Genomic DNA, 22364 nt, shown 5'->3' with positions numbered 1-22364 from the left:
AAGTTCAGCATCGTTAGAAATGACTTTTTCTAAAATATGATCTATCCTTTTCGCAAGCCAACCATAACTGGAACTGGAGATTACTTTGCTACTCTTATCTTGTGATGACATAAGTTGGAAAGAATTTATAGGCTTTAAAAGCGCCATAGAAATTCTAACCCAAAAAAAAGATCCCCTTAAGGCTGTTGAGGCAAGAATTTGCGCCGTTGAAGATGCGGGCTTGGATTCGGTCGGTACAACGGGTTATCCCGATAGAGATGGGAACGTGACGCTTGATGCGGGCCTTATGTCTGGACAAAATCTCCTTTCTGCTGGCGTTGGATGCCTTCAAGGCTATCAACACCCTTTTCTTGTTGCACAAGAACTTTGGAAACAGCAAAAAAAAGGTGTAACGCCTCATAATTATTTAGTTGGAATTGGCGCCAACAAATTCGCCGATTCCGTCCAAGCAAAAAAAGCGAACTCGTCAGAAAAAAATAAAGATGATCGTTCTCCGCTAACACATGACACAGTTGGATGCATAAGTTGGGATGGTCAAGATCAATGGTTTGTTGGAACAAGCACGTCAGGATGGGGAGGAAAATTGCCAGGACGACTTGGAGATTCTTGTACAGCAGGTGCGGGTTTTTGTGCTTTTCCCAAGGGTGCCGTTTTTTGTACATGGACAGGGGAAATAGCAACACGTTTTTCTCTTGCTGCACGCACAGCCATTTATATGGAAGACGGTCTATCTGTTGACCAAGCTGTGAACAAAGCGTTGCGCGTTGTTGCCGCCATAAATAACGGACATAAAGGCCCCGTTATCATTCATGCCGCATCGCAAGAAGGCTGCTGTGTCGCAGGTTATGGGTTCGAAGGGGGCAAAATTCCAGCGACTTATACCTTTTGGCGGGACGGTATGCAGGAACCTGTCCGGCGGCAAGTTCCTTTATGGAACCCCGATATACTTGCTGTTGCTTTTTGAGTAGAGCCCCAAATGGAATTGAACTACTTAACCCCCTGTCGCAGATATAAAAATATGAGAGTGTTAATTTAAGATAGACAAAAGGATTTGGCTGGTAGAAAGTCATGGATGAAGCCCGAAACAGGAGGGAGCCATGATGGAAATAGCCTGCAAGAAATGCGGATCATCCGAGCATGTCAGGAATGGATTTGTGCGAGGTCTGCAACGCTACCGCTGCAAGTCATGCGGATGCAATTATACGGCAACGCCCGACTGAGAAAGGCCGCACCCAAGCTGGATGAACCATGATGGTGCCCCCCAAATGGAATGATATCGAACTATGAGGGCACTCACGAAGTGATTAACACAATGGTTGAGTGTGGAGCAACCCTAAATAATCTTCAGCAAAATCCGCCGTCTATGAACGCGCCCGTTTTTTAGAGCGGCGCGGGGTCAGGTTCCAATCAGGGATTCAAATTGTTAAGATTTTAAAGGCCAACAAGTATCTCCGCATTCACCAGTCAACCCGACTAAATAAACCTCTCTAAATTCTGATGACTGCGCCGCTTTCTTAAGTTTTGACATGTTAACTTTCCAATTGGCGAGAGACAAAGTAAGAAGGTGATGTTCGATAAGTAAAATGTCTCTTCTCCTGACAAGCCCATCTGCTCTAGGCTTGTTCTTTTTTTTAACACATATATGTATTGATTTAACAGCACATTGTATTGCCTGCTCCGTAGAATATGCGCTTTGGTGTTGCTCCATTGCTTCTAGCTTCATTGCTTCTCTGTGAGCAGCGTATGGTTCTTCATCCGTAAGGCCCATAAACCCTATACCATCCCCTTTTTCGTTCAACTCTTGCATTAAAACAGTTCGTTCAGCCCCTTGTGTAATAGTGATTTCAATTTCTTTTTCTGAACCATTTCTGTCCTTAACAAAACAATCTGGGTAGATGCTGTTCAAAGGAGATCTGATTTGTACGTATTGCTCTTGATGGGTTTTGATGAATCTCTTGCAGGGCGTAAGCTCATCTCTAAATTTCTTTAAGCAACCTTTCCCCAATCTAAAATTTTTAATCCCATCTTGATCTCTTCGAATGTAAGAGTGTACTTCTTCATATCGCCGTAAAAACTCGCTTATTTCTAACCAACTCTTCATGTCTTCTTCAAACGTTTCAAGAAGATTCCGCATTTTGTATTCTCCCATTTTTATGACTCAGTTCCAATCACAATCGTTTCTTCGCAAACGCCCTGCCTGATGGCGATTTGAGATACCTCTCAAAAGCAAAAGCTTGGTCTTCATCTGAAAACGCCGTATAGGTTTTTAGATTCCATGGTTTATATTTTGATGTGTGTGGAACATTTCCTGCGTTGTGCATTTTGAGCCTTGCCCGCAAATCGTCCGTTACGCCGACATAAAAATGCTCGCCTGTTTCGCTGTGCAGGATATAGACATATTTCATAAAGGGAGAGTATCTGTCTTGCGGAAAGATGGCAACGCCCTGGCGCGGCAAATCGCAACTTCGGCGCGGCAGCCTTCGCTCACTGCGCCGGATAGTATTGGCTAGCCGAGCCGTAGCTCACGCAGTGAGCGAAGGCTGGTGCGCCCAAATGGAATTATATCAAACTATGAGGGCGCCCACGAAGTGATTAACACAATGGTTGAGTGGGGCCCGTTCTTAAAGGGCTCTCTATAAAAACGAAAGCGCAATCACTGCTTTTTCTGCCTGACTTCGAGAATATCTTGAATTGATTTCCTGCGTTTTGAAAAAGGAAGAGATGGCATATAACCTAGTGCAACTATAGCTATAATATCTTCTCGTAGGACAAGCCAGTCTTGAATTTCCTTTTTAATAAACCGAAAATCATTGATCCATAATGAACCAATATCACAGGCCGTTGCTGACAGTATTAAGTTCTCAACCATAGCCCCAATGGCTTGTAGATCACATTCCTGCCAACGGGTCTTTTCTTCTGATGGGCTTTCTTCCCAAAAAGGATTATAAATGATAAAAAGACTATCCGCTTCTTTCATCGCGTTTAAACTGATTTCCAGACTTCCAAACCTCCTTTCTTGTTTTTTCAGAGATTCAATACACGCAAAAGAGAAGGTTACAAATTCGTCCTTGTAGCTATCTTGTAGCAAAATAGCTTTCCAAGGCTGTCTGTTTTTGGGCGAAGGAGCGAGAGAAGCATAATAAATTAATTTCTCCAACATCTCCTGAGATATTTTTTTCTCAATAAAAGTTCGAGAACTTCTGCGGTTTTTAATGGCTGAAAAAATGTCCACAAGAACCCCTTAATCAGATTTGCACGACGTTTTCAGAAAATTTATAGAACTGCCCTTAATTTTCTCGAAAATCCGCAGAAACTCTGGGTTTCTGGCGACCTCGTAGCCCAAAAAACAGTCCTAAAACTCGCCTTTGACGAGAAACTCAGATACCGAAAAAACGAGGGTTATCGAACTGTGCTAACCTCCCGTCCTTTCAGGTTTTTTCGGCTCTTGAGTGCCGATAACTCAATTATGGTGCCCAGGAGAAGACTCGAACTTCCACGGCATTTCTGCCACAGGTACCTGAAACCTGCGCGTCTACCAATTCCGCCACCTGGGCCTAAAGCAATGCCCGACCGATAGGGACGGATGCGCTTTAGCTTGTCCCGCTTCTGATAAGCCGCCAAGCACGGCTTGTCAACATATCCTTGCAGTTTTGTGCGCGGCCCAGGCGCAACAGATTCCGAATCATGTAATGGCCCCGGTCCCGTCTGGCTATCCACGCATTGCCGCCATCCCCTGCCCCAAGCCCACCGCCTTGCTGAAGGATTTTTTCCGGCAAAGCCACTGACTTGGCATTCCATCTTCAAGCTTTTTTCAGGTTTTGCGGCGACATTAACCCGCATGAGGGATCCTTATTCCGTCATGCCCGAATTCCGTGCTCGAACATGGCTAGTCCTGCTGGGGTTGGCGATGCTGGCCGGAATTTGCCCGACCGCCGCATGGGCGCAATCCATGGTGCATATCCCCAGCGTGTCCTCTGTGGCCTCACCCGCCTTCACGCTAGGAATCTTCTATGGAATTATGCTGACAGCGTGCTTGTATTTGTTTTTTATCTGGATCGTGGTGCGCGATAGCAGCCATATCTTTTTGATTTCCATGCTTTTATCGTTGTCTGTGAATATGGGGGCCTTAGATTTGTTCATGGGCGAGAACAGCTATACCGAAACCATGAGCAAAGAGATCATCAAAAAGGCGGCCATGGCTTTGTTCTACGCCTCAAGCGTTGTCTTTACGATGAAATTCTTAGAATTCTATAATAAGAACAGCCCTATGCAGATTGTGCTGCAGATTGCCTTGCTGATGTTTATCGTTCTGTTCATGTGGGCAATTCTGTTCAGTCCGTCCTTCTATATCAATATTGGTATTTTGAAATATGCCATTATTTTGGGCAGCTTGGTGATCCTTTGGGCAGGAGCGTTGGCCTTTATTCACCGCGTTCCCAGCAGTGAGACGCATCTATTGGCCTTCGCCATCTTGTTCGTCGGTATGCTGGAAGCACCTTTGAAAGACATGGGGCTGTTAAACGTCCATCTCGCCAATTTGAATCTGATGCATTTCACCACGTCTTTGGCCGCCATGGTCTTTGCCGTGGTCATCGCCAGCCAGTTCGCCAACCGACAAGAAGCCAAGGAGCGTGCGTTGGCCATTAGCAACGAACGCTTTTCATTGGCGGCTCAGGGCGCGAATGAGGGCCTGTATGAATGGAACCTGACAGATGGCAACACCTATTTCTCGGACCGCTTGAAATCCATCATTGGCAGCAGTCTGCCGCCGGGATTTGCCGGTCTGCGCTGCTGGCTACATCTGATTTATCCGCCCGATGCGCGGCGCGTTTTGCGGATATGGCGTCAGTTTCGCCGCAGCAACCGCCGGTCCATCAGCATCGAATATCGTCTTGTTCGCCAAGATGGCCGCCAGCGTTGGTTATACACCACCGCCGTGGCCTTACGCGATCACAGCACCGGACGCATCTTGCGCCTGGTCGGATCGACGGGAGATATCAGCGAAAAGAAACGTGCCGAGGTCGCCTTAAAAGCCAGCGAAACACGCTTTCGTAGCATAGCCGAAGCGCACCCTGTTCCAGTTATCATTATTCGTAGCAGCGACGGCGCCTTGCTCTTCGCCACTGAAAGCGCGGCCGTCATGTTCGGCATTCCTATCGAGAATTTGCGTGAGCATTCTTTGCGTCACTTCTGCGCCAATCAAGAAGACTTGCAACCGATGTTGCACGATCTGGCTTCGGGACGGCCTGCGGAATTGCCAGAGATTACCTTGCTACGCAGCGATAGCACCCCCCTGCCCGCCTCGCTTTTGGGACGTCCGATCATCTATGAGCGCGAGGCTGCAGCCGTGGTCGGAATCAATGACCTGAGCGAACGCAAACACGCCGAAGAAGAAATTGCCAAGCAGCGCGAAGCCCTGCTGCAAAGTGAGAAAATGGCGGCACTGGGAGGCCTGTTGGCTGGCGTGGCGCATGAACTGAACAATCCGCTCTCTGTGGCCGTCGGGCAGGCGACATTGCTGTTGGAGGGCTCCAGCGATGCCAAGATCATCGGTCGCGCCGAGAAGATCAAGAAGGCCGTGGAGCGTTGTACCCGCATTGTGCGTAGCTTCCTGGCCCTGGCAAGGCGCAAACCGCCCGAGCGCCACGAGGTCAAACTCAATCCCATCGTCGAGGGCGTGGTAGAACTGCTGGGATATCAACTGCGCACCAACAACGTCACCCTAAAATTGGAAATGGATCCTAATCTTCCAACGGTTTATGCCGATGGCGACCAGCTTAGCCAAGTGGTCACCAACCTGGTCGTCAACTCACAGCAAGCCATGCAAGCTTTGCCAGGTGCCCACACGCTGAACCTCGTCACACGAAGTCTGCCTCAGACGGGCGAGATAGAGATCGTCGTCTCGGATAATGGCCCTGGTATTCCTCCCGAGATTCGTACGCGCATCTTCGAACCATTCTTCACCACCAAACCCGCAGGCTCGGGGACGGGTATCGGATTGTCGCTGAGCCTGAATATCGTCGAAAGCCATGGCGGACGTCTGTTGTTGGATGAAACACCCGGTGGCGGGGCCACCTTCATCATCCGCTTGCCCGTCTATCACGGCCAAGAGGATAGTTATGGCGACGATGTCGAAGCGGCCAAACCCGCCATTGCCCCCATCGCAAGCATGTCCCCCAAACGTCTATTGCTGGTTGACGATGAAATAGAGATTGCCCAGACTCTGAGCGATTTGCTCGCGCCCGATGGACACAGCTGCGATATCGCCGAAAATGGCGAGGTTGCCTTACAAAAACTGGCCACGAACGGCTATGACCTCATCGTTAGCGATCTGCGTATGCCTGTCTTGGATGGACCGGGACTATATGACGCATTACAAAAAAACTTTCCGATGTATCTACGCCGCATTCTTTTCGCAACCGGCGACACCCTCAGCCCACATGTCCACGATTTTCTGGCGCGCACAGCGGTGCCGGTCATTGATAAGCCTTATACGCCCCAAGATGTCCGGCGCGCCATCGCCAGGCAGCTCCAGGAAGCGGAGAATCTTCCCTCAAGCCCCCAAGGATCGACATAAAATGCAGATGAGGCCCTCGGTTGTAAACCGAATGCTAACCGATTCCAGGTCACACTCGGCTGATGCTCCGGTCGCATGTGGCCGGTGGAGACGACCATGACAACTCTGCGCCTTTTGGTCATTGATGACGAAGTGGATATCTGCGAAACCATCGCGGAGATCGCCGCCGACCGTGGCGTTGAGGTCAAAACACTGAGCAATCCGGACTCCGTCCCCGGCCTGTTGGCATCCTTCACTCCCGATGCCATCATGCTGGATCTGATGATGCCTGGCACGGATGGTGTCGAAATGCTGCGCTATCTGGCCGAGCAGGTCAAAAGTGCCAAGGTGATTCTGATGAGCGGCAGCGATCCTCGCGTACTGAACAGCGCACGCCGTCTGGGCAGCGCCCACGGACTGGATGTTGTAACTGTCTTCGAAAAACCCATTGATATCACGCTGCTGCGCGCCACTTTGGATCAATTGATCGGCTCTGACACCAAAGCACCGCCGGGAGCGGACTTATCTCAAGCCATCGCGACAGGACAAATTATTCTTTATTACCAGCCTCTTATTGAAATTGCGACGCGGCGAGTCCGTGGGGTCGAGGCCCTTGTGCGCTGGAACCATCCCACGCGCGGGGTTCTGCCTCCTTCCGATTTTCTGGATCAGATCAGCGAAGAAGGACTGATGGGACAAATGACCGAGCGGGTCATGGTGATGGGAATTACCCAGGCCGCCAAATGGCATGCCCAAGGCGAGGCTATCAATGTCTCGATCAACATGCCCGCCAGCGCCTTGTTGGATTTGAGTTTGCCCGAAAGGGTAGGACTGCTTTGTGAGCAACACAATCTGCCTGCCGAGCGGATCATTCTTGAAGTCACCGAAACCGAAGCCATGCGCGACACCACCAGGACCCTGGACGTGCTGGTGCGGATGCGCCTACGCGGCATCGGCGTGGCCATCGATGATTTCGGCATTGGTTATTCGTCTCTGAAAGAGCTGCAGCGCATGCCTTTTAGCGAGATGAAGATCGACAAGTCCTTTGTTCTGGATATGGCCAGCAACAAGGGATGCAGCGTCATCGTGAACACAATCATCGCGTTGGGCCACAATCTGGGCCTTGAGATCGTAGCCGAAGGCGTTGAAGATGCCCGAGTCTGGAATCTTTTGGCCGAACGACAATGCGATCTAGCCCAAGGCTATTACATGGGCCGCCCCATGCCCCCCGAGGATTTCCCGGCCTGGCTGGAAAAATGGCGCAACGGAAATTCTTGAGGCTCGCCTGCTCATCCTAACCCCGCTTTAACCATTTCACCTCTATCAAGAAAGATAAGAGGGCGTGGATCGCGCGCACAACTGCGCATGGGAGTAGGCTGTGGCTAATAAGAAAGCAGAAAAAGAACCCAAGGAAGCCGACGACCCCAAGGCCAAATCGGCCGGGGATAAGGACTCCAAAGGAGGCGCCAAGGAAGGCGAAGGCGGCGAGGCGGAAGCCGAGGGCGCAGCCCAAGAGATTCTGCGAAAAAAGAAAAAAAAGAAGCTCATCATTATTGCCGCCGTGGCCTTGGTGGTCTTGCTGGGAGGTGGCGTGGGTGGCTTGGTGGCCACGGGGGTCATCGGCGGACACAAGGATAAACCCGCCGCCGAAGGCGGCGAATCGGGCGGCACCGAAGGCGGCGACAAGGCCCATGCCGTTAAGACGGATCCAGTCTATTTCAGTCTCGGCGATCTTATCATCAATCTGTCAACCGAAGGCAATCGCCGTCTCTTTCTGAAGGTCAAGATTAGCATGGAAGTCAGTAAGCCCGAAGAAGCCGCGGCTTTGGAGAAGATGAAGCCCCGCATCGTGGACCAATTCCAGATCTATCTGCGTGAATTGCGCATGGACGATTTCCGTGGCTCTGCGGGCATCGATCGACTGCGTGAGGAATTGGTCTTGCGCACAAACGCCGTCACAAAACCTATCAAGGTGCGCGATGTGTTATTCCAAGAAATTCTGGTCAGCCAGTAAGGAGAGGTTCAAAAACCATGGCCGACGAACAGAACACCGAGGGCGAAGCCCCAATTGACCAGGACAAGATGGCTGCCGAATGGGCAGCCTCGGTCGATGCAGGCAATTCTGCCGCAGAAAAAAATTCGGATGATGAGAAAATGGCCGCCGAATGGGCGGCCACGAGCAATGCGGCTGCAGGCACCACAGGCGAAGGCGAACGAGTTCTAAACCAAAACGAGATCGACAGCCTGTTGGGGTTTGGCGAAAAGAAAGGTGGTGAGAACAACGGAATTATGGCCTTGGTCAACAATGCCTTGGTCAATTATGAACGCCTTCCCATGCTGGAAGTGGTGTTCGATCGTCTGATGTATATGATGACCACGTCCTTGCGAAATTTCACATCCGACAATGTGGAGGTCAGTTTAGATCAGGTGGTCAGCGTGCGCTTTGGCGACTATCTGAACTCCATTCCCCTGCCAGCCATGCTGGCGGTGTTCAAGGCCGATGAATGGGACAATTCAGGCCTCATGGTCGTGGACAGCGCCATGATCTATTCCATCGTGGATGTGTTGCTAGGCGGTCGGCACGGCACAGCCGCCATGCGCATTGAGGGACGCCCCTATACGACCATCGAACGCAATTTGGTGGAACGTCTGGTACGTCTGGTGCTGGCAGATATGAGCGCGTCCTTCGACCCTCTATCCCCCGTTACCTTTCGATTTGATCGTCTGGAAACCAACCCCCGCTTTGCCGCCATCGCACGTCCGGCCAATGCCGCCGTGTTGGCCAAGGTACGCGTGGACATGGAGGATCGAGGTGGACGCGTCGAGATATTAATTCCTTATGCCACCTTGGAACCGATCCGAGAAATGCTCTTGCAGATGTTCATGGGCGAAAAATTTGGCCGTGATTCGATATGGGAAATGCATTTGGGCAAAGAGCTGCTGCAAACCGTGATGCCAGTGCGCGCGGTGCTGGGTCAAACCACCATGACTTTGCGCGATGTGCTGAATTGGAAAGTCGGTTCGCGCATCATGCTGAATATCACGCCCGAAGACCTCATCGAACTGCGCAGCGGCAGCGTACCGCTGTGTCAAGGCCGCATGGGACGCCGCAGCGGCAATATCGCCGTATGCGTTGAAAAAGATCTGTTAATACATGGGGAGGCCACGACATGAGCGGAATCTCGCTGAGCTTGGTCATGGATATCGTCCTGATCGGCCTATTGGGAACAGGCATCTATTATGCCCTGCGCCTGGAACGCCGTTTCAAGGCTCTGCAGGCAAGTCGTCAGGATATGGAACGACTGGTGCATGAATTCGGCGGCATCGTGATGCGCGCCGAAGACAGCATCGGCAGGTTAAAGCAAGCCACCGAGTTGTCCGGAAAACAATTGGACGAGTCGATCGACAAGGCTAAAGAGCTACGCGGCGAGATGGGCTTTATGGTCGAATCGGCCAATGCCGCATGCGAACGCCTGTCTCATCAATTCTCTCCTGCCAACCGGCAGGATTCAGCTTCCAGCAAGGCATCTTCCAAACGACGCGAGTCGGTCATCATGGACGATCCATTCGATCAGGACATGCCAGGTCTTTCCATGTCCGAGCAACGCCTAGCCCAAGCGTTGCAACGGATGAAGAGGTCCTAGAATGCCGCGCATGCCTTACCCTCCCTTGCATCGGCCTTTACGTATTCGTCTGATCCCTCTGCTGGTCTTTGTGGGCGTGATGACTTTCGGCGTCCGCGTACACGAGATTCAATTGCACATTCCTATGCCCAGCCTTGGCGTGACCCCCTCGCAAGCCAATGAGACCGCGTCCAAGGAGGAGGCAAAGGATAAAGAAGCCAAGACCGACAAGAACTCAGAGAAAGAGAAGGGAAAAGAGCACGGCGCAGCTGGAGAGAATGACCTAGGCCCCAAGCCTGCCCCCACACAGGCTCCGCCCCCGCCGATGCCCCCCGAAAAAGCCAGCATGGAAGTTCTGCGCACTCTGACCGGCCGGCGAGAGGAGCTGGACAGCCGCGCCAAGGCCCTGGATGAGCGTGAAGCTCTGCTCAAGATTACCGAAACGCGCATGGATCAAAAGCTGGCCGAGTTGCGCGGCCTGCAAACGCAATTGGATGCGATTCTCGACAAGCTGCAACAAGAACAAAAGAACCGTCTGGACAGCCTGGTCAGCATCTATGAAAAGATGAAACCGCAGGAGGCGTCCAAGATCTTATCGGCCATGGATATGCCGGTTCTGCTTGACGTCATGCAAGCGATGAAGAACCAAAAAGTCGCGTTGATCCTTGCCGCCATGGACCCGACCCGCGCACGTGAGATCACCATGGCACTGGCTAAGCGCCAGGAACTATCTCGTATGGGAGGATCACCCAGCCCCAACGCCGAGCCTCCCGCCGCCAAGCCATAGTGTATTTGCCTTTAGTGAGGCCATGCGTAGACAGATATAAGCCGTATCCGATCAAACCCAGACCATGTTGTGGGGCAGCCAGCCGCTACCCCGGCGCAGCGTTCAGGAATAGTCCGTCTTTCAAGCAGGAACCGGCCTTACCAATGCCGCACGGGGCCAGTATCTATGTGGACAAAATTCGACCCTCTATAAAAGCCCACGCCACCTACACGCTGATCCATAGCCACAGCGCGCACTTGTTCCAGCGGAGTGCCGGGGATACGAAAGTCAATGGCTTGGCCCTTCATGTGGTAACTGCCCTTGGCGACACCAGATGAATGCGAGGCCAGCATCATGTTGGACTGTGGCGAACGATAACCTGAGATGATCTCAATCTCGCTTACGGATGGCCATCGGCGGCGCAGATCGGTCTGAATATCGAAGATCAAATCAAACAGGCGTGGGTCCATGGTATGTGTGTCGCCGGTACGATGATCAAGCAGCAGATGGTTCAGCTGCGTCAGCCCTTCGGGCAGATAGCGCGCCCCGCTACGGAACGGTACGCTGGCTGATGCGCCGGTATGGGTATTGGTCATGGCCAGAACCCGCAGTTCGGGCATTCTGGGCAATGCCGCCAAAGCGGGGCGGGAAGAGGCTAGCAGAGCCACACCACCAGCCGCCAAGGCCAGGAAGCGCCGCCGCGAACAAACATCTCTGGTACTCAATCGACCGACCCCATCGTTGTGGATCCGAGGCCCCTGTATAGCGTGGCAGTGCCTGATGTGCAAATCTTGCAACAAGTGGGCCAAAAATCGCTTGGGGATCAATATCTCGGCCCACATGCAAGGCGGCATGACAATATCTGTTGAAAAACCTGTAAAATTGGTATCTGTTTCCAGACGACTGATGCCCTGCAGCCCAATGGACAGGTGGCGGAGCGGTTGAACGCGCCGGTCTCGAAAACCGGAATGCCTCGTAAGGGGCATCGGGGGTTCGAATCCCCCCCTGTCCGCCATTAAATTCAAACAATGCATTGTAACTAAAAATATTTATCTTCACATATTCCTATCGGCCCCACGCTCAGCCCCACAGATGAACTGCACGAAATGACGCAGCGTATTCGGGATCAGACCGCTTATCGCAAACAAAATCTAAGTGTCTGAGATGTGGGCTGGGCGACCCTAAGACATAACCGCCCACTTTTTTACTTCCTGAGTGTTTTATTCCTGCGCGCGTTGCAAGGCGGCAGCGAAGAATCCGTCCGTGCCATTGCGGGCAGGCCAGAGCCGCAAAGGGGTATGCTCCTTATCAAGTAAAGAGATAGGAACTTTCTTGAACTCACTGTTATTCATGATGAAATTGTCGATCTGTTGATCGTTCTCTTCAACCAAAAGCGAACAGGTGGCATAGACCAATCGGCCCCCCGGGCGGACCAAGCGGGCGGCGCTGGCCAGGATTTGGGCTTGCAATTGGATCAGCTCGGCCAAGTCGGGACCCAAGCGACGCCAACGGGCATCCGGGTTGCGTCGCCATGTGCCGCTGCCGCTGCACGGCGCATCGACCAAGACGCGGTGAAAGCTTTGGGCATGACGCTTGATCCAAGGGTCGCTGACCCCGGTCAGTAACTGCGTGCGGGTGTTGGAAAGCCCCGCGCGGCGGAAACGTAATGTCGCCTGAGCCAAGCGGCGCGGCAAGATATCGCACGCGATCAATGTGCCTTTGCTGTTCATCATGGCGGCCAGGGCCAGGGTTTTGCCGCCCGCGCCTGCGCAAAAATCCACCACCCGTTCACCGGGCTGCGGGTCTAGAGCCAGAGCGATGGTTTGCGAGCCTTCGTCTTGGACCTCGACGGCACCTTGCTGAAACAAAGGATGCGCGACCAAAGGCGGACGGCCCTGTACCCGCAAAGCCCAAGGAGTCAGCCGACCCATTTCGACCTTCAGGCCATCTGTGCGCAATTGGTCAAAGACGGCCTCGCGCGTGCTTTTCAGGGTATTCACGCGCAAATCCATGGGGGCGGCGCTTTGCATGGCGCGAAGCTCGGCCTCGAAAGATTCGCCCAATGTGGCCTTCATCCCCGCTTCCGCCCATTCCGGGCATTCCAGGCGCACGGCCTGAGGCATGGCGGATGGCTCTAACACAGTATCGGGCAGGCTGTGCAACAAGCGCCGCTCTTGGGTCGTTAGCGGAGTGGGGCCATGCTGGCTGCCGTTGAATAGACCCGCCGCCGAATCCGCTTTGTTGCCATCAACCAGGATGAGCTTGGCCATCAGCCGCAGACGGGGCGATGGCTCGGCTTTTTGTTGCTCCAGCACCCAACCCAAACGCGCCCAGGCGCGCAATGTGCCATAGACATGCTCGGCGACGACGGCGCGGTCGCTGGACCCCATAAAGCGATGGGCACGAAAGTACTGATTTAATATCGAATCTGCGGGTTGTGGCCGGCTATCGATGGTTTCCAGGACTTCCAGGGCGGATTGCAGACGGGCGGCAGGTATCATCGGACTCGCAACTATTTAAGGTTAATGGTCTCGGGCAAGGCTTGCCCGGGGAGGATGCTAACAGATTTTTAAAACTTCGCGTGCGAAAGTCGGGATGAACACTGGCATGGAGTTTTACCAGATCATGTCCGAACCCGCGAATTTGATCGATCGTACCCTGGCCGAGAGCGTCGCTCTGACGGTCGAGGCGCGCAATTACATCGCGTATCAAGAGCAGCGCAGCTTTGGCCGAGGCATGCCGCCCGACGCCTTGGCGATCGGCTATCAGAACACGCGCATCTCCGCCCGCCTGGTCCAGGTGCTGACCTGGCTGATGGCGATGAAGGCCTATGACAGCGGCGAGATCACGCGCGAAGAGCTGATCGCTTCGCCCTATTTGCTGGACGAGGATGATATTCTCCCCGGCGAGATCGAGGCTTGCGATCCCAATCCTATGCCGGCTGGACTTATCAGCCTGTTGCAACGCACGGAAAGCCTCTATTGCCGGATCACCCGTCTGGATGCCATGCTACGCAAGGGGCCGCCGCCCGTTCCCAACAAGCGGCCTAAATTTCAGGTGCTGGACGGTGGCTTGGCAAACGAAGAGCAAGGTTCGTAATTCTTCCCAGGATTCCTCGGGATCCCTGTCATCCGTTGATGAGCGCCGAATCGAGGCGTTTTTAGACATGCTGGCCGCCGAGCGCGGTGCCTCTGTCATGACTCGCAAGGCCTATTCCAGTGATCTGGCAAGCGCGGCTGCTTTCATGGCCCAGCGCGGCGGTTCCCTGCTATCGGCCAAGGCCAAGGATTGGCAGACATGGCAACAGGCCCAAAGCCATCTTAGCCCGCGCACGGTCGCCCGCAGACTTTCCTGCGCCCGTGCTTTTTATCGTTTTTTGGTGTCCGAGAATGATCGTCCGGACGATCCCACGCGATTGCTGACGCGCCCCCATGCCGGACGTGACTTGCCCGTTGTGCCGTCCGAAGTGGATATGCTGCGTTTGATCGAGGTTGCAGCGCAAGATACCTCGCCAAGCCATGAACGACTCTTGGCCTTCTTGGAAGTAACCTATGCCACCGGAATGCGCATCTCCGAGGTGCTGGCGCTGAGGGCGGATATCTTGGTTAAGATTCCCGCCTGGCTGCATGTGCGAGGTAAAGGCGGACGTGAACGGCGCGTGCCCCTGACGGAAAGCGCCAAGACAGCCTTGCAAGCCTATGGCGCAGCCCGAAAAAAAAGCGAGGTCGCCGCCTCGCCATGGCTGTTCCCCGGGCGTGGTGGCAAGGCCCTGACGCGCCAACGCATGTTCCAATTGCTGCGCGACCTGGCCCGGCGCGCCGGGATGGATCCGTCCGGAATCAGTCCTCACAGCCTGCGCCATGCCTGCGCCACGCATTTGCTGGATCACGGCGTTGACTTGCGCAGTGTGCAGCATCTGCTGGGCCATGCCGATATCGCCACCACGCAAATCTATACCCATGTCACCACGCGCCGTCTAAGCCAGGCACTGGCCGAACATCATCCGTTGGCACACAAAGCACCAAAGAGCGCTTAACAAGAACAAAGATAGGCTATCTCCATAGCACCCGACACAAGCGGTTGAGGTTGGATAAGGCCGGAGTAGTGAGGACGGAAGACAAAGGAATGCCTTCAGACCTACAAAGACATGCGCCACCTGACCTAGCCCACCTCATCGCGCAAAGGCCGCGATAAGAGTTCATGCAAGGCTTGCCCCACGCCTGTGCCTTGGTTCACGACGGCATCCACCGCGCGCGCGATGGGCATGTCCACATGGTGCCGCTGGGCCAGAGCGACCACGGCTTGGGCCGAGAATAGGCCTTCGGCCACCCCGGCATGCGGCGGCATAGCTTCCTCTAGGCTTAGGTCTCTCCCTAGCGCAAAACCCAAACTGTAATTGCGTGATTGTCCGCTGGTACCCGTCAACACCAGATCGCCAAGGCCAGACAATCCTATCAATGTTTCCGCGCGCGCGCCCATAGCCAGCCCCAGGCGCGACATTTCGGCAAAGCCGCGCGTGATTAAAGCGGCGCGGGCGTTGTCGCCCAATTCGCGCCCCTTTGCGATGCCGCAGGCGATGGCCAGCACATTCTTGACCGCCCCGCCCATGCATGCGCCGATTACATCCGTGCTGACATAAGGCCGGAAATGCGGCGTGCCGATTTCATGTGCCAGAAGATGCCCCAGCTCGATATCCGCGCAGGCCAAGGTCAACGCCGTGGGCAATCCCAAGGCCACGTCATGGGCAAAGCTTGGTCCGGACAATACGGCATGACGCGCATGCCTCATTTCCTGGGCCGCCACCTCATGCGGCAGGTTCAGACTTCCCGCCTCGACCCCCTTGCAGGCCAAGACCACCGCGACTTGCGTCGTCACATGCGGGGCCAGAGCCGCGCTCAATGCACGCAGATGCACCGACGGACATGCCATGATGATCCGCGTACAAGACGCAAGACTGGCCAAATCATCGCTGGCCGTGATGGCCGGATCAAGGGCGATCCCGGGCAGACGGTCGGGGTTCATATGATCATGCGTGATGGATCGGGCCGTTTGCGCGCGACGCGCCCAGATACGCACATCCTGCCCCGCGCGGCGCAACGCCAGGGCCAGCGCGGTGCCCCAGGCCCCGGCACCAAGGATTCCCCAAGCCTGCTGTGTCATGTCCGTGCCTACAAATCCAATCGGTAATAACGGCTATCTTTGGCAACGCGCGGAAAGCCGCGCGGTATCTTGGTTTTATCCACGGTCGCGAAGCCTTGTTTTTCATAGAACCGATTGGCGGCGGCAAAGCGCGACGCGCTGGAGAGCCAGATTCGAGTCACTCCATGTTCCGCCGCATGCGCGCGCATGGCATCGAATAATTTGCGCGCCACGCCGAATTTTTGTCCGCGATAATCGGCATGCACGAACATGCGCCGCAAGGCTGCCTGTCCCGAACCGATATCTTGCAAACCCACCGTGCCAATGACCTTATTGCCCATCATGGACACCCAGAACTGGCCGGACTCGCGCTGATAAACCCCGCGAATATCCGTCAAATCCGGCTGGGCATCGCTGGCCAGGCTGAATTCCTCGCTCAAAATCCCTAGGATCAAATCCATCACCCCAGCCTGATCGGCTTTCGTATAAGGACGCAAGGTGACATCTTCGCCCTGCTGCAAACGCAGCAAATCGCGCCGCAATTGATCGCTGGTCTCGCGCTGAGCGGCGAAACGCTCGGCCAAACGCGCCGCCACGCGCGGTCCCACAAGGGGATGCACGTCGCCGCCCAGCAGGCTGACTTCCTTCACCACGCGCGAGGCGACGAACTGATAGCGGTCCGAGGCCATCAAGAACAACGTCTCGACCTTGGGATCCAATTGATGGTTCATGCGCGCCATCTGAAATTCGTATTCATAATCGGAGACCGCGCGCAGGCCGCGAATCAGGATATTCGCCTTGACCTTCTTCATAAAGCGCACCAAAAGGCCGTCGAACACCCGCACCTCGATCTCGACACGGGGATTCTTGAGACGGCCGATTTCCTCCTGCACCATCTCAAAGCGTTCGCGGATCGTGAACATGGGGCTTTTGCCCGCATTGCTGGCCACGGCGACGATCAGCTTTCCCACGAATTTCGTGGAACGCTGGATGATATCCATATGCCCCATATGAACCGGGTCGAACGTCCCCGGATACAGGCCAATCGGATAAGGGTCCACAGGCTGACGCACCACTTCGCTTGCCTTTCATCCCGACATGCCGCAGAATCGCGACCGCCATCCGATCCTAACGGTTTCTGGCGCGCGGGTGTAGCTCAATGGTAGAGCACCAGCCTTCCAAGCTGGCTACGGGGGTTCGATTCCCCTCACCCGCTCCAGAAACGTATAAATCTTGAAGATATACTTCCCTCTAGACAGTCGCGCGCGTCTTGCCTATACAAGGCGGACGCGGTCTCGCGGTAAGCCCAGGTAGCTCAGTTGGTAGAGCAGAGGACTGAAAATCCTCGTGTCGGCGGTTCAATTCCGTCCCTGGGCACCATTTTCTCTCCAGACCCATTTGCCAAAATGTGACTATTTGTCATGCTAAACCCAGAAGCTGATCGTATAAGCTGGAGAAATGCGCTGTGGCTTAAATGTACTGCTGATTGTACCAATTGCTCCGACCGTGTTTAACGTTTCTTCGCTCCGGTGGCAGGCAACCGCTCCGGACGTATAGGCGCTAAGAGGACAAATCGATGACTGCTTATTGGCTGCTTAAATCCGAACCCGAAGCTTTTTCATGGCAAAAGCTGCGTGAGGAAGGTCGCACGCCATGGGATGGTGTGCGCAATTATCAGGCCGCGCGGAATTTGCGCCAGATGCATCTGGGCGATCTGGCGTTCTTTTACCATTCGGTTAAGGAAAGGCAGATCGTGGGTAAGGTTAAGATCGTGCAAACGGCCTATCCCGACCCCACGGATACCACTGGGCGCTTTGTGGCCGTGGATGTGGTGCCGGTGGGGCCTATGGCCAGGCCGGTTACCTTGGCGCAGATGCGCTTGGCTCCGGCTCTGGCGGATTTGTCATTATTGCGTCAGTCCCGCCTGTCCGTCGTGCCGCTGACGGCCCAGCACTGGGCGTTCATCAACGCGATGTCGGATGGATCACTGTCGTAATGTGACGGGTGGGCGCAAGGGGCTGGGGGTTATGCTTGGTCTTTGGCGCGGGCGGCGTCGAAACGCTGTTTTTCACGCAGGGTCTCGCCCACTTCCCATACCGCGCGCAACAGACGCTCGCGGATGCCGCTGACGCGCGCGGCGGCCAGGGCGTAATCGGGATCGGCGCGGCGGACGGCATGTACCGTCTTGTCCAGCGCAACTAAGTTGGTTTGGATGGTCATGGCCACGAGGCGTTCCAGGGTCTCCTGAACCGAGCTCTTGCCGCAGGACGCTTCGAGAATTCCGAATTCTTGTGCCATTGCCCCCTCCTTGAATGATGCTGCGGGTTGTTTTCCCTATCAGCCGCGACGAGGATCATCATGAAGCAGACACCCTAAAACCCCGTTAATGCCCCACACGATTTTATCCACACACCTTTATTCTATCCACAGCCCTAATCTTCTGATCTTGAGGCGGGGACGGGAAGCGTCTATAGCCCAAGGCACGGGAAAAGATCGGGATATATGGCTCTTAGCCCATGGAATTGAGGAAATATGCAAACGCTAACCAACTTCAACGATTTTCCGACACATCACCGCGATGCCGTGGTGGTGGTAGGAAATTTTGACGGCGTGCATATGGGGCACCGTTATCTCTTGGCTCAAGCGCGAGACTTGGCCGCGGTGGAAAAACGGTCTTTTGTGGCCTTAACTTTCGAACCACATCCCCGCAGCGTTCTACATGCGAATGGAGAGCCTTTCCGATTGACGCCTTGGCCGGTTAAGGCTCGGCTGTTGGCGGCGGAAAAGATTGATGTGTGCGTATGCCTCGAATTCACCACGAGCCTGGCAACTCTGTCGGCGCGGCGTTTTGTCGCAGATGTTTTGGATCAAGCGTTAGGCGCTGGGCGGGTTGTCGTGGGCGAGGGCTTTGCTTTTGGCCATGGGCAGATGGGTGATGTGGAATTGTTGCGCCAGATGCTGGGGCCGGATCGTGTGCAGGTCATCTCACGCCAGAGCGGCCATGACGCGGAATGGTCAGCCAGCGCCATTCGTCAAGCATTACGCCAAGGCAGGCCCGAGGATGCGGCGTGCGCTTTGGGGAGGTTCTGGAGCCTTGAAGGAACGGTGATTTCGGGGAATCGTCTGGGGCATCAGATAGGTGTGCCGACGGCCAATGTGAGATTGGATCAGGAATTGCGCCCAAGACGGGGCGTTTATGCCGTCACCGTCACCTTGGAGGTCGAGGATAAGACGGCGGATTATTCAGGTATCGCCAATCTGGGCACGCGACCAACCGTGGGTGGCAGCCACGATCTGCTTGAGACGCATATCTTCGGTCACGACTTAGATATTTACGGACGATCCATCCGTGTGGCCTTGCGGCGCTTTGTGCGCGATGAAAAGCGTTTTCCCAATCTTGAGGCACTGCGCGATCAGATTACCCGCGACATCGCGGATGTTCGGGCGGCTGAACACTTGTAGGCGGATCCAAGCAGGGTTGAATCTTTTGCGGCACGCCGTGCGTATAGCGCCATTGATCGGCGAATTCGACGCGCCTATCGGCTTGGGGAAAGATCAGATACAGCACGCCGTTGCGGATATCGAAGCCGTAGCTGCCGGCACAATTGCCGATGCGCCGCGCGGGCGTATAGGCTTGGCCGTTGATCGAGGACATAATGAAATATTCCAATGGGCAAGCCGGATCATTTGTTGCCATCGAAAACACGATCACGTCTTCAACCGGAAGGTGATAGGTCTGAGTGGAAACGGCTTTTTCGTCATAGGTTTTGCCCCATTGCTGCAACACCGTGCGCACGGTCACTTCCACAGGCACACCCGGCATCAAGGGATCGGGCAAAGGAGTCTTATAGGGTATCTGTTTGGCTTCGCCTTTGTGATTTCGATAAGGGGTAAATCCCTTTTGGGCCGATTTACGTGCCCGGGTTACCTTGCCGCGCTTGGACTTATGGGCCTTTTTGGCAGTTGATTTCTTAGAGCGGGCCGTCTGGACGGTCATCTTTCCAGATGCGGGTGCGGCGGAAGTCTTGGGCGTAAACCCGAATTGAATATCGGGCGCGCCCACCTTTTTCTGCCCATCGGCAGAATGATGGTCTTGCGGGGCGGAAAGCGGCGGCGGGTCCTTAGACAACAGGGCCGTTGTCTCGTCAGGCAGGGCCTGAGTCGAGGAGGAAGCGGGGGCTGCTATGCGGGCGGTAGAATCCAAAGACGGCGGCAGAGTTTGTGCCTGACCGAGATCGGGTAAGGCTATAACGCTAAGAAAAGCCAGAGCCACGAGGCTACCAAAGACCGACCTTGTCATGAGGACAACACTCCTTTTAAGAGCCTAATTAGGGCCTCATTATCACTGGCCATTCCGACTGTGTGATTCGCGCCAGAATACGCGAAGCATCTCTCCGCTGTCCAATTTTCCGCTACCCATACCAAAACGGGCGCACGAATGAACGGGCGCCCGCATGGATAGGCAGAACCTGAACCCCGCAAGGGAACCCAAGATCAAGCGGCGGCGGCGCGACGGCTCTCTGCTTCGTCGTGTTCGGCAATACCGCGCAGCCACTCCAACGTGATGGGAGGGGCTGTTCGGGTCGTCTGCTCGGCATCCTCGACCATTTGCGAGAAATCGGTCAGGTATTGAAAGCCTTTCATCGTGCGCTGAACCAGCACACTACGACGATCATGCTCATCACGGCGCCGACGCACAAACCCTAATGCACCCAAGCGATCCAGCGCGCGGCTGATGGCAGGCTTGGATACGTTCAGGTCCTTGGCCAACTGGCGCACCGTGTGCGGCTTGTCCAGCAAGTACACGTTGAGCAGCAGGGCCAATTGACGCGACGACAGGTCGGGCATGTCGCTCCGTACGCTGGCGACTTGAACGGCGCGCCAGGTTTCCAAGGAACGAAGGTCATTGCTCACAGGTCATCCTCCTCAGTTTAGATCGGCCCAAAAAACAACCGGGGCCGGGGTTGATTCGTCGCTATTGTGTGACGGCTCACGCAACCTCCGCAAGAGGCAATCCGTTGTGATAATGGAACCATAATCAACGAACGTCAAGCTGTTGCATGATTGTGACAGATATGGCCATCACTGGCTTCTCGTCTCTTGGGACGGATGGCGACTAGAAAAAAACCTGAAGGTGCGCTAAGCAAAGCGGACCAAGGATTTCAACAGGCAGAACAGGCGGACGCGATGCTGGGAATGATGAACAAAATCATGGGATGGTTGTCGGCGGATATGGGGATTGACCTGGGTACGGCCAATACTCTCGTCTATGTGAAGGGACGGGGAATCGTCCTGAACGAGCCTTCCGTGGTGGCCATTGCCCAGGTACGCGGCAAGCGCCAGGTGCTGGCGGTGGGCGAAGAGGCCAAGCAAATGCTGGGCCGCACGCCGGGCAATATTCAGGCCATTCGTCCCTTGCGCGACGGCGTGATCGCCGATTTCGAGGTCGCGGAAGAGATGATCAAGCACTTCATCCGCAAGGTCCATAATCGCCGCAGTTTTGCCAATCCACAAATCATCGTGTGTGTGCCGTCCGGTTCGACGGCGGTGGAACGTCGCGCCATTCAAGAATCGGCGGAGTCCGCCGGCGCGCGGCGCGTCTTCTTGATTGAAGAACCGATGGCCGCCGCGATCGGCGCGGGATTGCCGGTGACCGAGCCGACCGGCTCGATGGTCGTGGATATCGGCGGCGGCACGACGGAAGTCGCCGTGTTGTCCTTGGGCGGTATCGTCTATGCGCGTTCGGTGCGCGTGGGCGGCGACAAGATGGACGAGGCGATCGTCAATTATATCCGCCGCTATCACAATCTGCTGGTGGGCGAAAGCTCGGCCGAGCGCATCAAGAAGGAAATCGGCTGCGCCTGCGCGCCCGAGGAAGGCGAGGGCCGCGTGATGCAGATCAAGGGCCGCGACTTGACCAATGGCGTGCCCAAGGAAATCAGTATCAGCGAACGCCAAGTGGCCGAAAGCTTGACCGAGCCGGTCAGCGCCATCTTGGAAGCGGTCAAGGTGGCACTGGAGAACACGGCGCCCGAACTGGCCGCCGACATCGTCGAGCGCGGCATCGTTCTGACCGGCGGCGGGGCCTTGCTGCGTAAGCTGGATTATGTGCTGCGCCACGCCACGGGGCTTCCGGTCTCGGTGGCTGAAAATCCCTTGCACTGTGTGGCCTTGGGCACGGGCCGCGCCTTGGAGGAGATGGACACGTTAAGCAATCTGCTTGTGGCCCATTATTGACTCAACAGGTGATAAGGCGGCGGTCTTTGGAAAAGGGCGATTC

General features: G+C 55.0%; 22 protein-coding genes and 4 tRNA genes. 15 read left to right on the top strand and 11 right to left on the bottom strand.

What is annotated here, in order from left to right:
* The first annotated feature begins 85 nt into the window (after positions 1–85).
* Complete coding sequence (locus tag IPI58_09285; protein ID QQR68999.1) at positions 86–964, top strand: isoaspartyl peptidase/L-asparaginase; 879 nt, start codon at positions 86–88, stop codon at positions 962–964.
* A 459-nt stretch (positions 965–1423) separates the two neighbouring features.
* On the opposite strand, the gene IPI58_09280 is transcribed toward IPI58_09285, so the two are convergent.
* The 4 genes from IPI58_09280 to IPI58_09265 form a co-directional block, all read right to left on the bottom strand.
* Positions 1424–2134 carry a hypothetical protein gene (locus IPI58_09280; protein QQR68998.1) on the bottom strand — a complete coding sequence of 237 codons (711 nt, stop codon included), beginning with the start codon at positions 2132–2134 and terminating at the stop codon, positions 1424–1426.
* 34 nt (positions 2135–2168) lie between these two features.
* Complete coding sequence (locus IPI58_09275; GenBank protein ID QQR68997.1) at positions 2169–2405, bottom strand: GIY-YIG nuclease family protein; 237 nt, start codon at positions 2403–2405, stop codon at positions 2169–2171.
* Positions 2406–2653: 248 nt separating this feature from the next.
* Positions 2654–3232 (bottom strand): nitroreductase family protein, encoded by a 579-nt coding sequence (locus tag IPI58_09270; protein QQR68996.1) that lies wholly within the window; start codon positions 3230–3232, stop codon positions 2654–2656.
* Positions 3233–3467: 235 nt separating this feature from the next.
* A tRNA-Leu gene (locus IPI58_09265) sits at positions 3468–3554 on the bottom strand.
* A gap of 305 nt (positions 3555–3859) precedes the next feature.
* Here IPI58_09265 and IPI58_09260 point away from each other — a divergent pair.
* The 6 genes from IPI58_09260 to IPI58_09235 all read left to right on the top strand — a co-directional run bounded on the left by IPI58_09260 (position 3860) and on the right by IPI58_09235 (position 10966).
* Positions 3860–6577, top strand: coding sequence for a PAS domain S-box protein (locus tag IPI58_09260; protein ID QQR68995.1), 2718 nt, complete (start codon positions 3860–3862; stop codon positions 6575–6577).
* A gap of 96 nt (positions 6578–6673) precedes the next feature.
* Positions 6674–7834, top strand: a complete 1161-nt coding sequence (locus IPI58_09255) for an EAL domain-containing response regulator (protein ID QQR68994.1) — start codon at positions 6674–6676, stop codon at positions 7832–7834.
* Between the two features lie 100 nt (positions 7835–7934).
* Positions 7935–8570 (top strand): flagellar basal body-associated FliL family protein, encoded by a 636-nt coding sequence (locus tag IPI58_09250; protein ID QQR68993.1) that lies wholly within the window; start codon positions 7935–7937, stop codon positions 8568–8570.
* A 17-nt stretch (positions 8571–8587) separates the two neighbouring features.
* Positions 8588–9730, top strand: a complete 1143-nt coding sequence (gene fliM / locus IPI58_09245; GenBank protein QQR68992.1) for a flagellar motor switch protein FliM — start codon at positions 8588–8590, stop codon at positions 9728–9730.
* A complete protein-coding gene (locus tag IPI58_09240; GenBank protein ID QQR68991.1) occupies positions 9727–10200 on the top strand; it encodes a hypothetical protein in 474 nt (157 codons plus the stop codon). The genes fliM and IPI58_09240 overlap by 4 nt, the downstream gene beginning before the upstream one ends.
* Positions 10201–10210: 10 nt before the next feature.
* On the top strand, positions 10211–10966 hold the full coding sequence (locus IPI58_09235; GenBank protein ID QQR68990.1) for a hypothetical protein: 756 nt from the start codon (positions 10211–10213) through the stop codon (positions 10964–10966).
* A 137-nt stretch (positions 10967–11103) separates the two neighbouring features.
* Here the strand turns inward: IPI58_09235 and IPI58_09230 are convergent, their stop codons facing one another.
* Positions 11104–11787 (bottom strand): DUF882 domain-containing protein, encoded by a 684-nt coding sequence (locus tag IPI58_09230; GenBank protein QQR70099.1) that lies wholly within the window; start codon positions 11785–11787, stop codon positions 11104–11106.
* 81 nt (positions 11788–11868) lie between these two features.
* Here IPI58_09230 and IPI58_09225 point away from each other — a divergent pair.
* Positions 11869–11960 (top strand) — tRNA-Ser (locus tag IPI58_09225).
* 205 nt (positions 11961–12165) lie between these two features.
* On the opposite strand, the gene IPI58_09220 is transcribed toward IPI58_09225, so the two are convergent.
* Entirely contained in the window at positions 12166–13446 is a 1281-nt protein-coding gene (locus tag IPI58_09220) for an RsmB/NOP family class I SAM-dependent RNA methyltransferase (GenBank protein ID QQR68989.1), read from the bottom strand.
* Between the two features lie 124 nt (positions 13447–13570).
* On the opposite strand from IPI58_09220, the gene IPI58_09215 reads away from it, so the two are divergent.
* Together IPI58_09215 and IPI58_09210 are read left to right on the top strand one after the other, a co-directional pair.
* The gene (locus tag IPI58_09215) at positions 13571–14044 is read left to right on the top strand and encodes a DUF1465 family protein (GenBank protein ID QQR68988.1); all 474 of its coding nucleotides are present in this window, start codon (positions 13571–13573) and stop codon (positions 14042–14044) included.
* Positions 13947–14981, top strand: a complete 1035-nt coding sequence (locus tag IPI58_09210; GenBank protein QQR68987.1) for a tyrosine recombinase — start codon at positions 13947–13949, stop codon at positions 14979–14981. Before IPI58_09215 ends, IPI58_09210 begins: the two co-directional genes overlap by 98 nt.
* Before the next feature lie 125 nt (positions 14982–15106).
* Here the strand turns inward: IPI58_09210 and IPI58_09205 are convergent, their stop codons facing one another.
* Positions 15107–16105: an NAD(P)-dependent glycerol-3-phosphate dehydrogenase gene (locus IPI58_09205; GenBank protein QQR68986.1), complete on the bottom strand. Its 999-nt coding sequence runs from the start codon at positions 16103–16105 to the stop codon at positions 15107–15109.
* 8 nt (positions 16106–16113) lie between these two features.
* Positions 16114–17157, bottom strand: a complete 1044-nt coding sequence (coaD, locus tag IPI58_09200; protein ID QQR68985.1) for a pantetheine-phosphate adenylyltransferase — start codon at positions 17155–17157, stop codon at positions 16114–16116.
* Positions 17158–17229: 72 nt separating this feature from the next.
* Between coaD and IPI58_09195 the strand changes: the two genes are divergently transcribed.
* The 3 genes from IPI58_09195 (at position 17230) to IPI58_09185 (ending at position 18080) form a co-directional block, all read left to right on the top strand.
* Positions 17230–17303, top strand: a tRNA-Gly gene (locus IPI58_09195).
* Positions 17304–17388: 85 nt separating this feature from the next.
* Positions 17389–17464 (top strand) — tRNA-Phe (locus IPI58_09190).
* 196 nt (positions 17465–17660) lie between these two features.
* Positions 17661–18080, top strand: a complete 420-nt coding sequence (locus IPI58_09185; GenBank protein QQR68984.1) for an EVE domain-containing protein — start codon at positions 17661–17663, stop codon at positions 18078–18080.
* 29 nt (positions 18081–18109) lie between these two features.
* On the opposite strand, the gene IPI58_09180 is transcribed toward IPI58_09185, so the two are convergent.
* Entirely contained in the window at positions 18110–18382 is a 273-nt protein-coding gene (locus IPI58_09180) for a hypothetical protein (protein QQR68983.1), read from the bottom strand.
* A gap of 234 nt (positions 18383–18616) precedes the next feature.
* On the opposite strand from IPI58_09180, the gene ribF reads away from it, so the two are divergent.
* On the top strand, positions 18617–19546 hold the full coding sequence (gene ribF, locus IPI58_09175; GenBank protein ID QQR68982.1) for a riboflavin biosynthesis protein RibF: 930 nt from the start codon (positions 18617–18619) through the stop codon (positions 19544–19546).
* Here ribF and IPI58_09170 read toward each other — a convergent pair.
* Positions 19503–20384 carry a hypothetical protein gene (locus IPI58_09170; protein QQR68981.1) on the bottom strand — a complete coding sequence of 294 codons (882 nt, stop codon included), beginning with the start codon at positions 20382–20384 and terminating at the stop codon, positions 19503–19505. The two genes, ribF and IPI58_09170, sit on opposite strands and share 44 nt — an antisense overlap.
* 194 nt (positions 20385–20578) lie before the next feature.
* Positions 20579–20932 (bottom strand): MarR family transcriptional regulator, encoded by a 354-nt coding sequence (locus IPI58_09165; GenBank protein ID QQR70098.1) that lies wholly within the window; start codon positions 20930–20932, stop codon positions 20579–20581.
* A gap of 348 nt (positions 20933–21280) precedes the next feature.
* On the opposite strand from IPI58_09165, the gene IPI58_09160 reads away from it, so the two are divergent.
* A complete protein-coding gene (locus IPI58_09160; GenBank protein QQR70097.1) occupies positions 21281–22321 on the top strand; it encodes a rod shape-determining protein in 1041 nt (346 codons plus the stop codon).
* The last annotated feature ends 43 nt before the right edge of the window (positions 22322–22364 follow it).

The sequence above is a fragment of the Alphaproteobacteria bacterium genome (assembly GCA_016699305.1).
Taxonomy (GTDB): Bacteria; Pseudomonadota; Alphaproteobacteria.
This window is presented reverse-complemented; position numbering and strand designations above follow the sequence as displayed.

Bases quoted from the DNA above. Each gene is read 5' to 3' on its own strand.
- IPI58_09280 (QQR68998.1), bottom strand. From the start codon at position 2,134: ATGCGGAATCTTCTTGAAACGTTTGAAGAAGACATGAAGAGTTGGTTA.
- IPI58_09275 (QQR68997.1), bottom strand. From the start codon at position 2,405: ATGAAATATGTCTATATCCTGCACAGCGAAACAGGCGAGCATTTTTAT.
- IPI58_09260 (QQR68995.1), top strand. From the start codon at position 3,860: ATGCCCGAATTCCGTGCTCGAACATGGCTAGTCCTGCTGGGGTTGGCG.
- IPI58_09255 (QQR68994.1), top strand. From the start codon at position 6,674: ATGACAACTCTGCGCCTTTTGGTCATTGATGACGAAGTGGATATCTGC.
- fliM (QQR68992.1), top strand. From the start codon at position 8,588: ATGGCCGACGAACAGAACACCGAGGGCGAAGCCCCAATTGACCAGGAC.
- IPI58_09240 (QQR68991.1), top strand. From the start codon at position 9,727: ATGAGCGGAATCTCGCTGAGCTTGGTCATGGATATCGTCCTGATCGGC.
- IPI58_09235 (QQR68990.1), top strand. From the start codon at position 10,211: ATGCCTTACCCTCCCTTGCATCGGCCTTTACGTATTCGTCTGATCCCT.
- IPI58_09230 (QQR70099.1), bottom strand. From the start codon at position 11,787: ATGTGGGCCGAGATATTGATCCCCAAGCGATTTTTGGCCCACTTGTTG.
- IPI58_09220 (QQR68989.1), bottom strand. From the start codon at position 13,446: ATGATACCTGCCGCCCGTCTGCAATCCGCCCTGGAAGTCCTGGAAACC.
- IPI58_09215 (QQR68988.1), top strand. From the start codon at position 13,571: ATGTCCGAACCCGCGAATTTGATCGATCGTACCCTGGCCGAGAGCGTC.
- IPI58_09210 (QQR68987.1), top strand. From the start codon at position 13,947: ATGCCATGCTACGCAAGGGGCCGCCGCCCGTTCCCAACAAGCGGCCTA.
- IPI58_09205 (QQR68986.1), bottom strand. From the start codon at position 16,105: ATGACACAGCAGGCTTGGGGAATCCTTGGTGCCGGGGCCTGGGGCACC.
- IPI58_09185 (QQR68984.1), top strand. From the start codon at position 17,661: ATGACTGCTTATTGGCTGCTTAAATCCGAACCCGAAGCTTTTTCATGG.
- IPI58_09180 (QQR68983.1), bottom strand. From the start codon at position 18,382: ATGGCACAAGAATTCGGAATTCTCGAAGCGTCCTGCGGCAAGAGCTCG.
- ribF (QQR68982.1), top strand. From the start codon at position 18,617: ATGCAAACGCTAACCAACTTCAACGATTTTCCGACACATCACCGCGAT.
- IPI58_09170 (QQR68981.1), bottom strand. From the start codon at position 20,384: ATGACAAGGTCGGTCTTTGGTAGCCTCGTGGCTCTGGCTTTTCTTAGC.
- IPI58_09165 (QQR70098.1), bottom strand. From the start codon at position 20,932: ATGCCCGACCTGTCGTCGCGTCAATTGGCCCTGCTGCTCAACGTGTAC.
- IPI58_09160 (QQR70097.1), top strand. From the start codon at position 21,281: ATGATGAACAAAATCATGGGATGGTTGTCGGCGGATATGGGGATTGAC.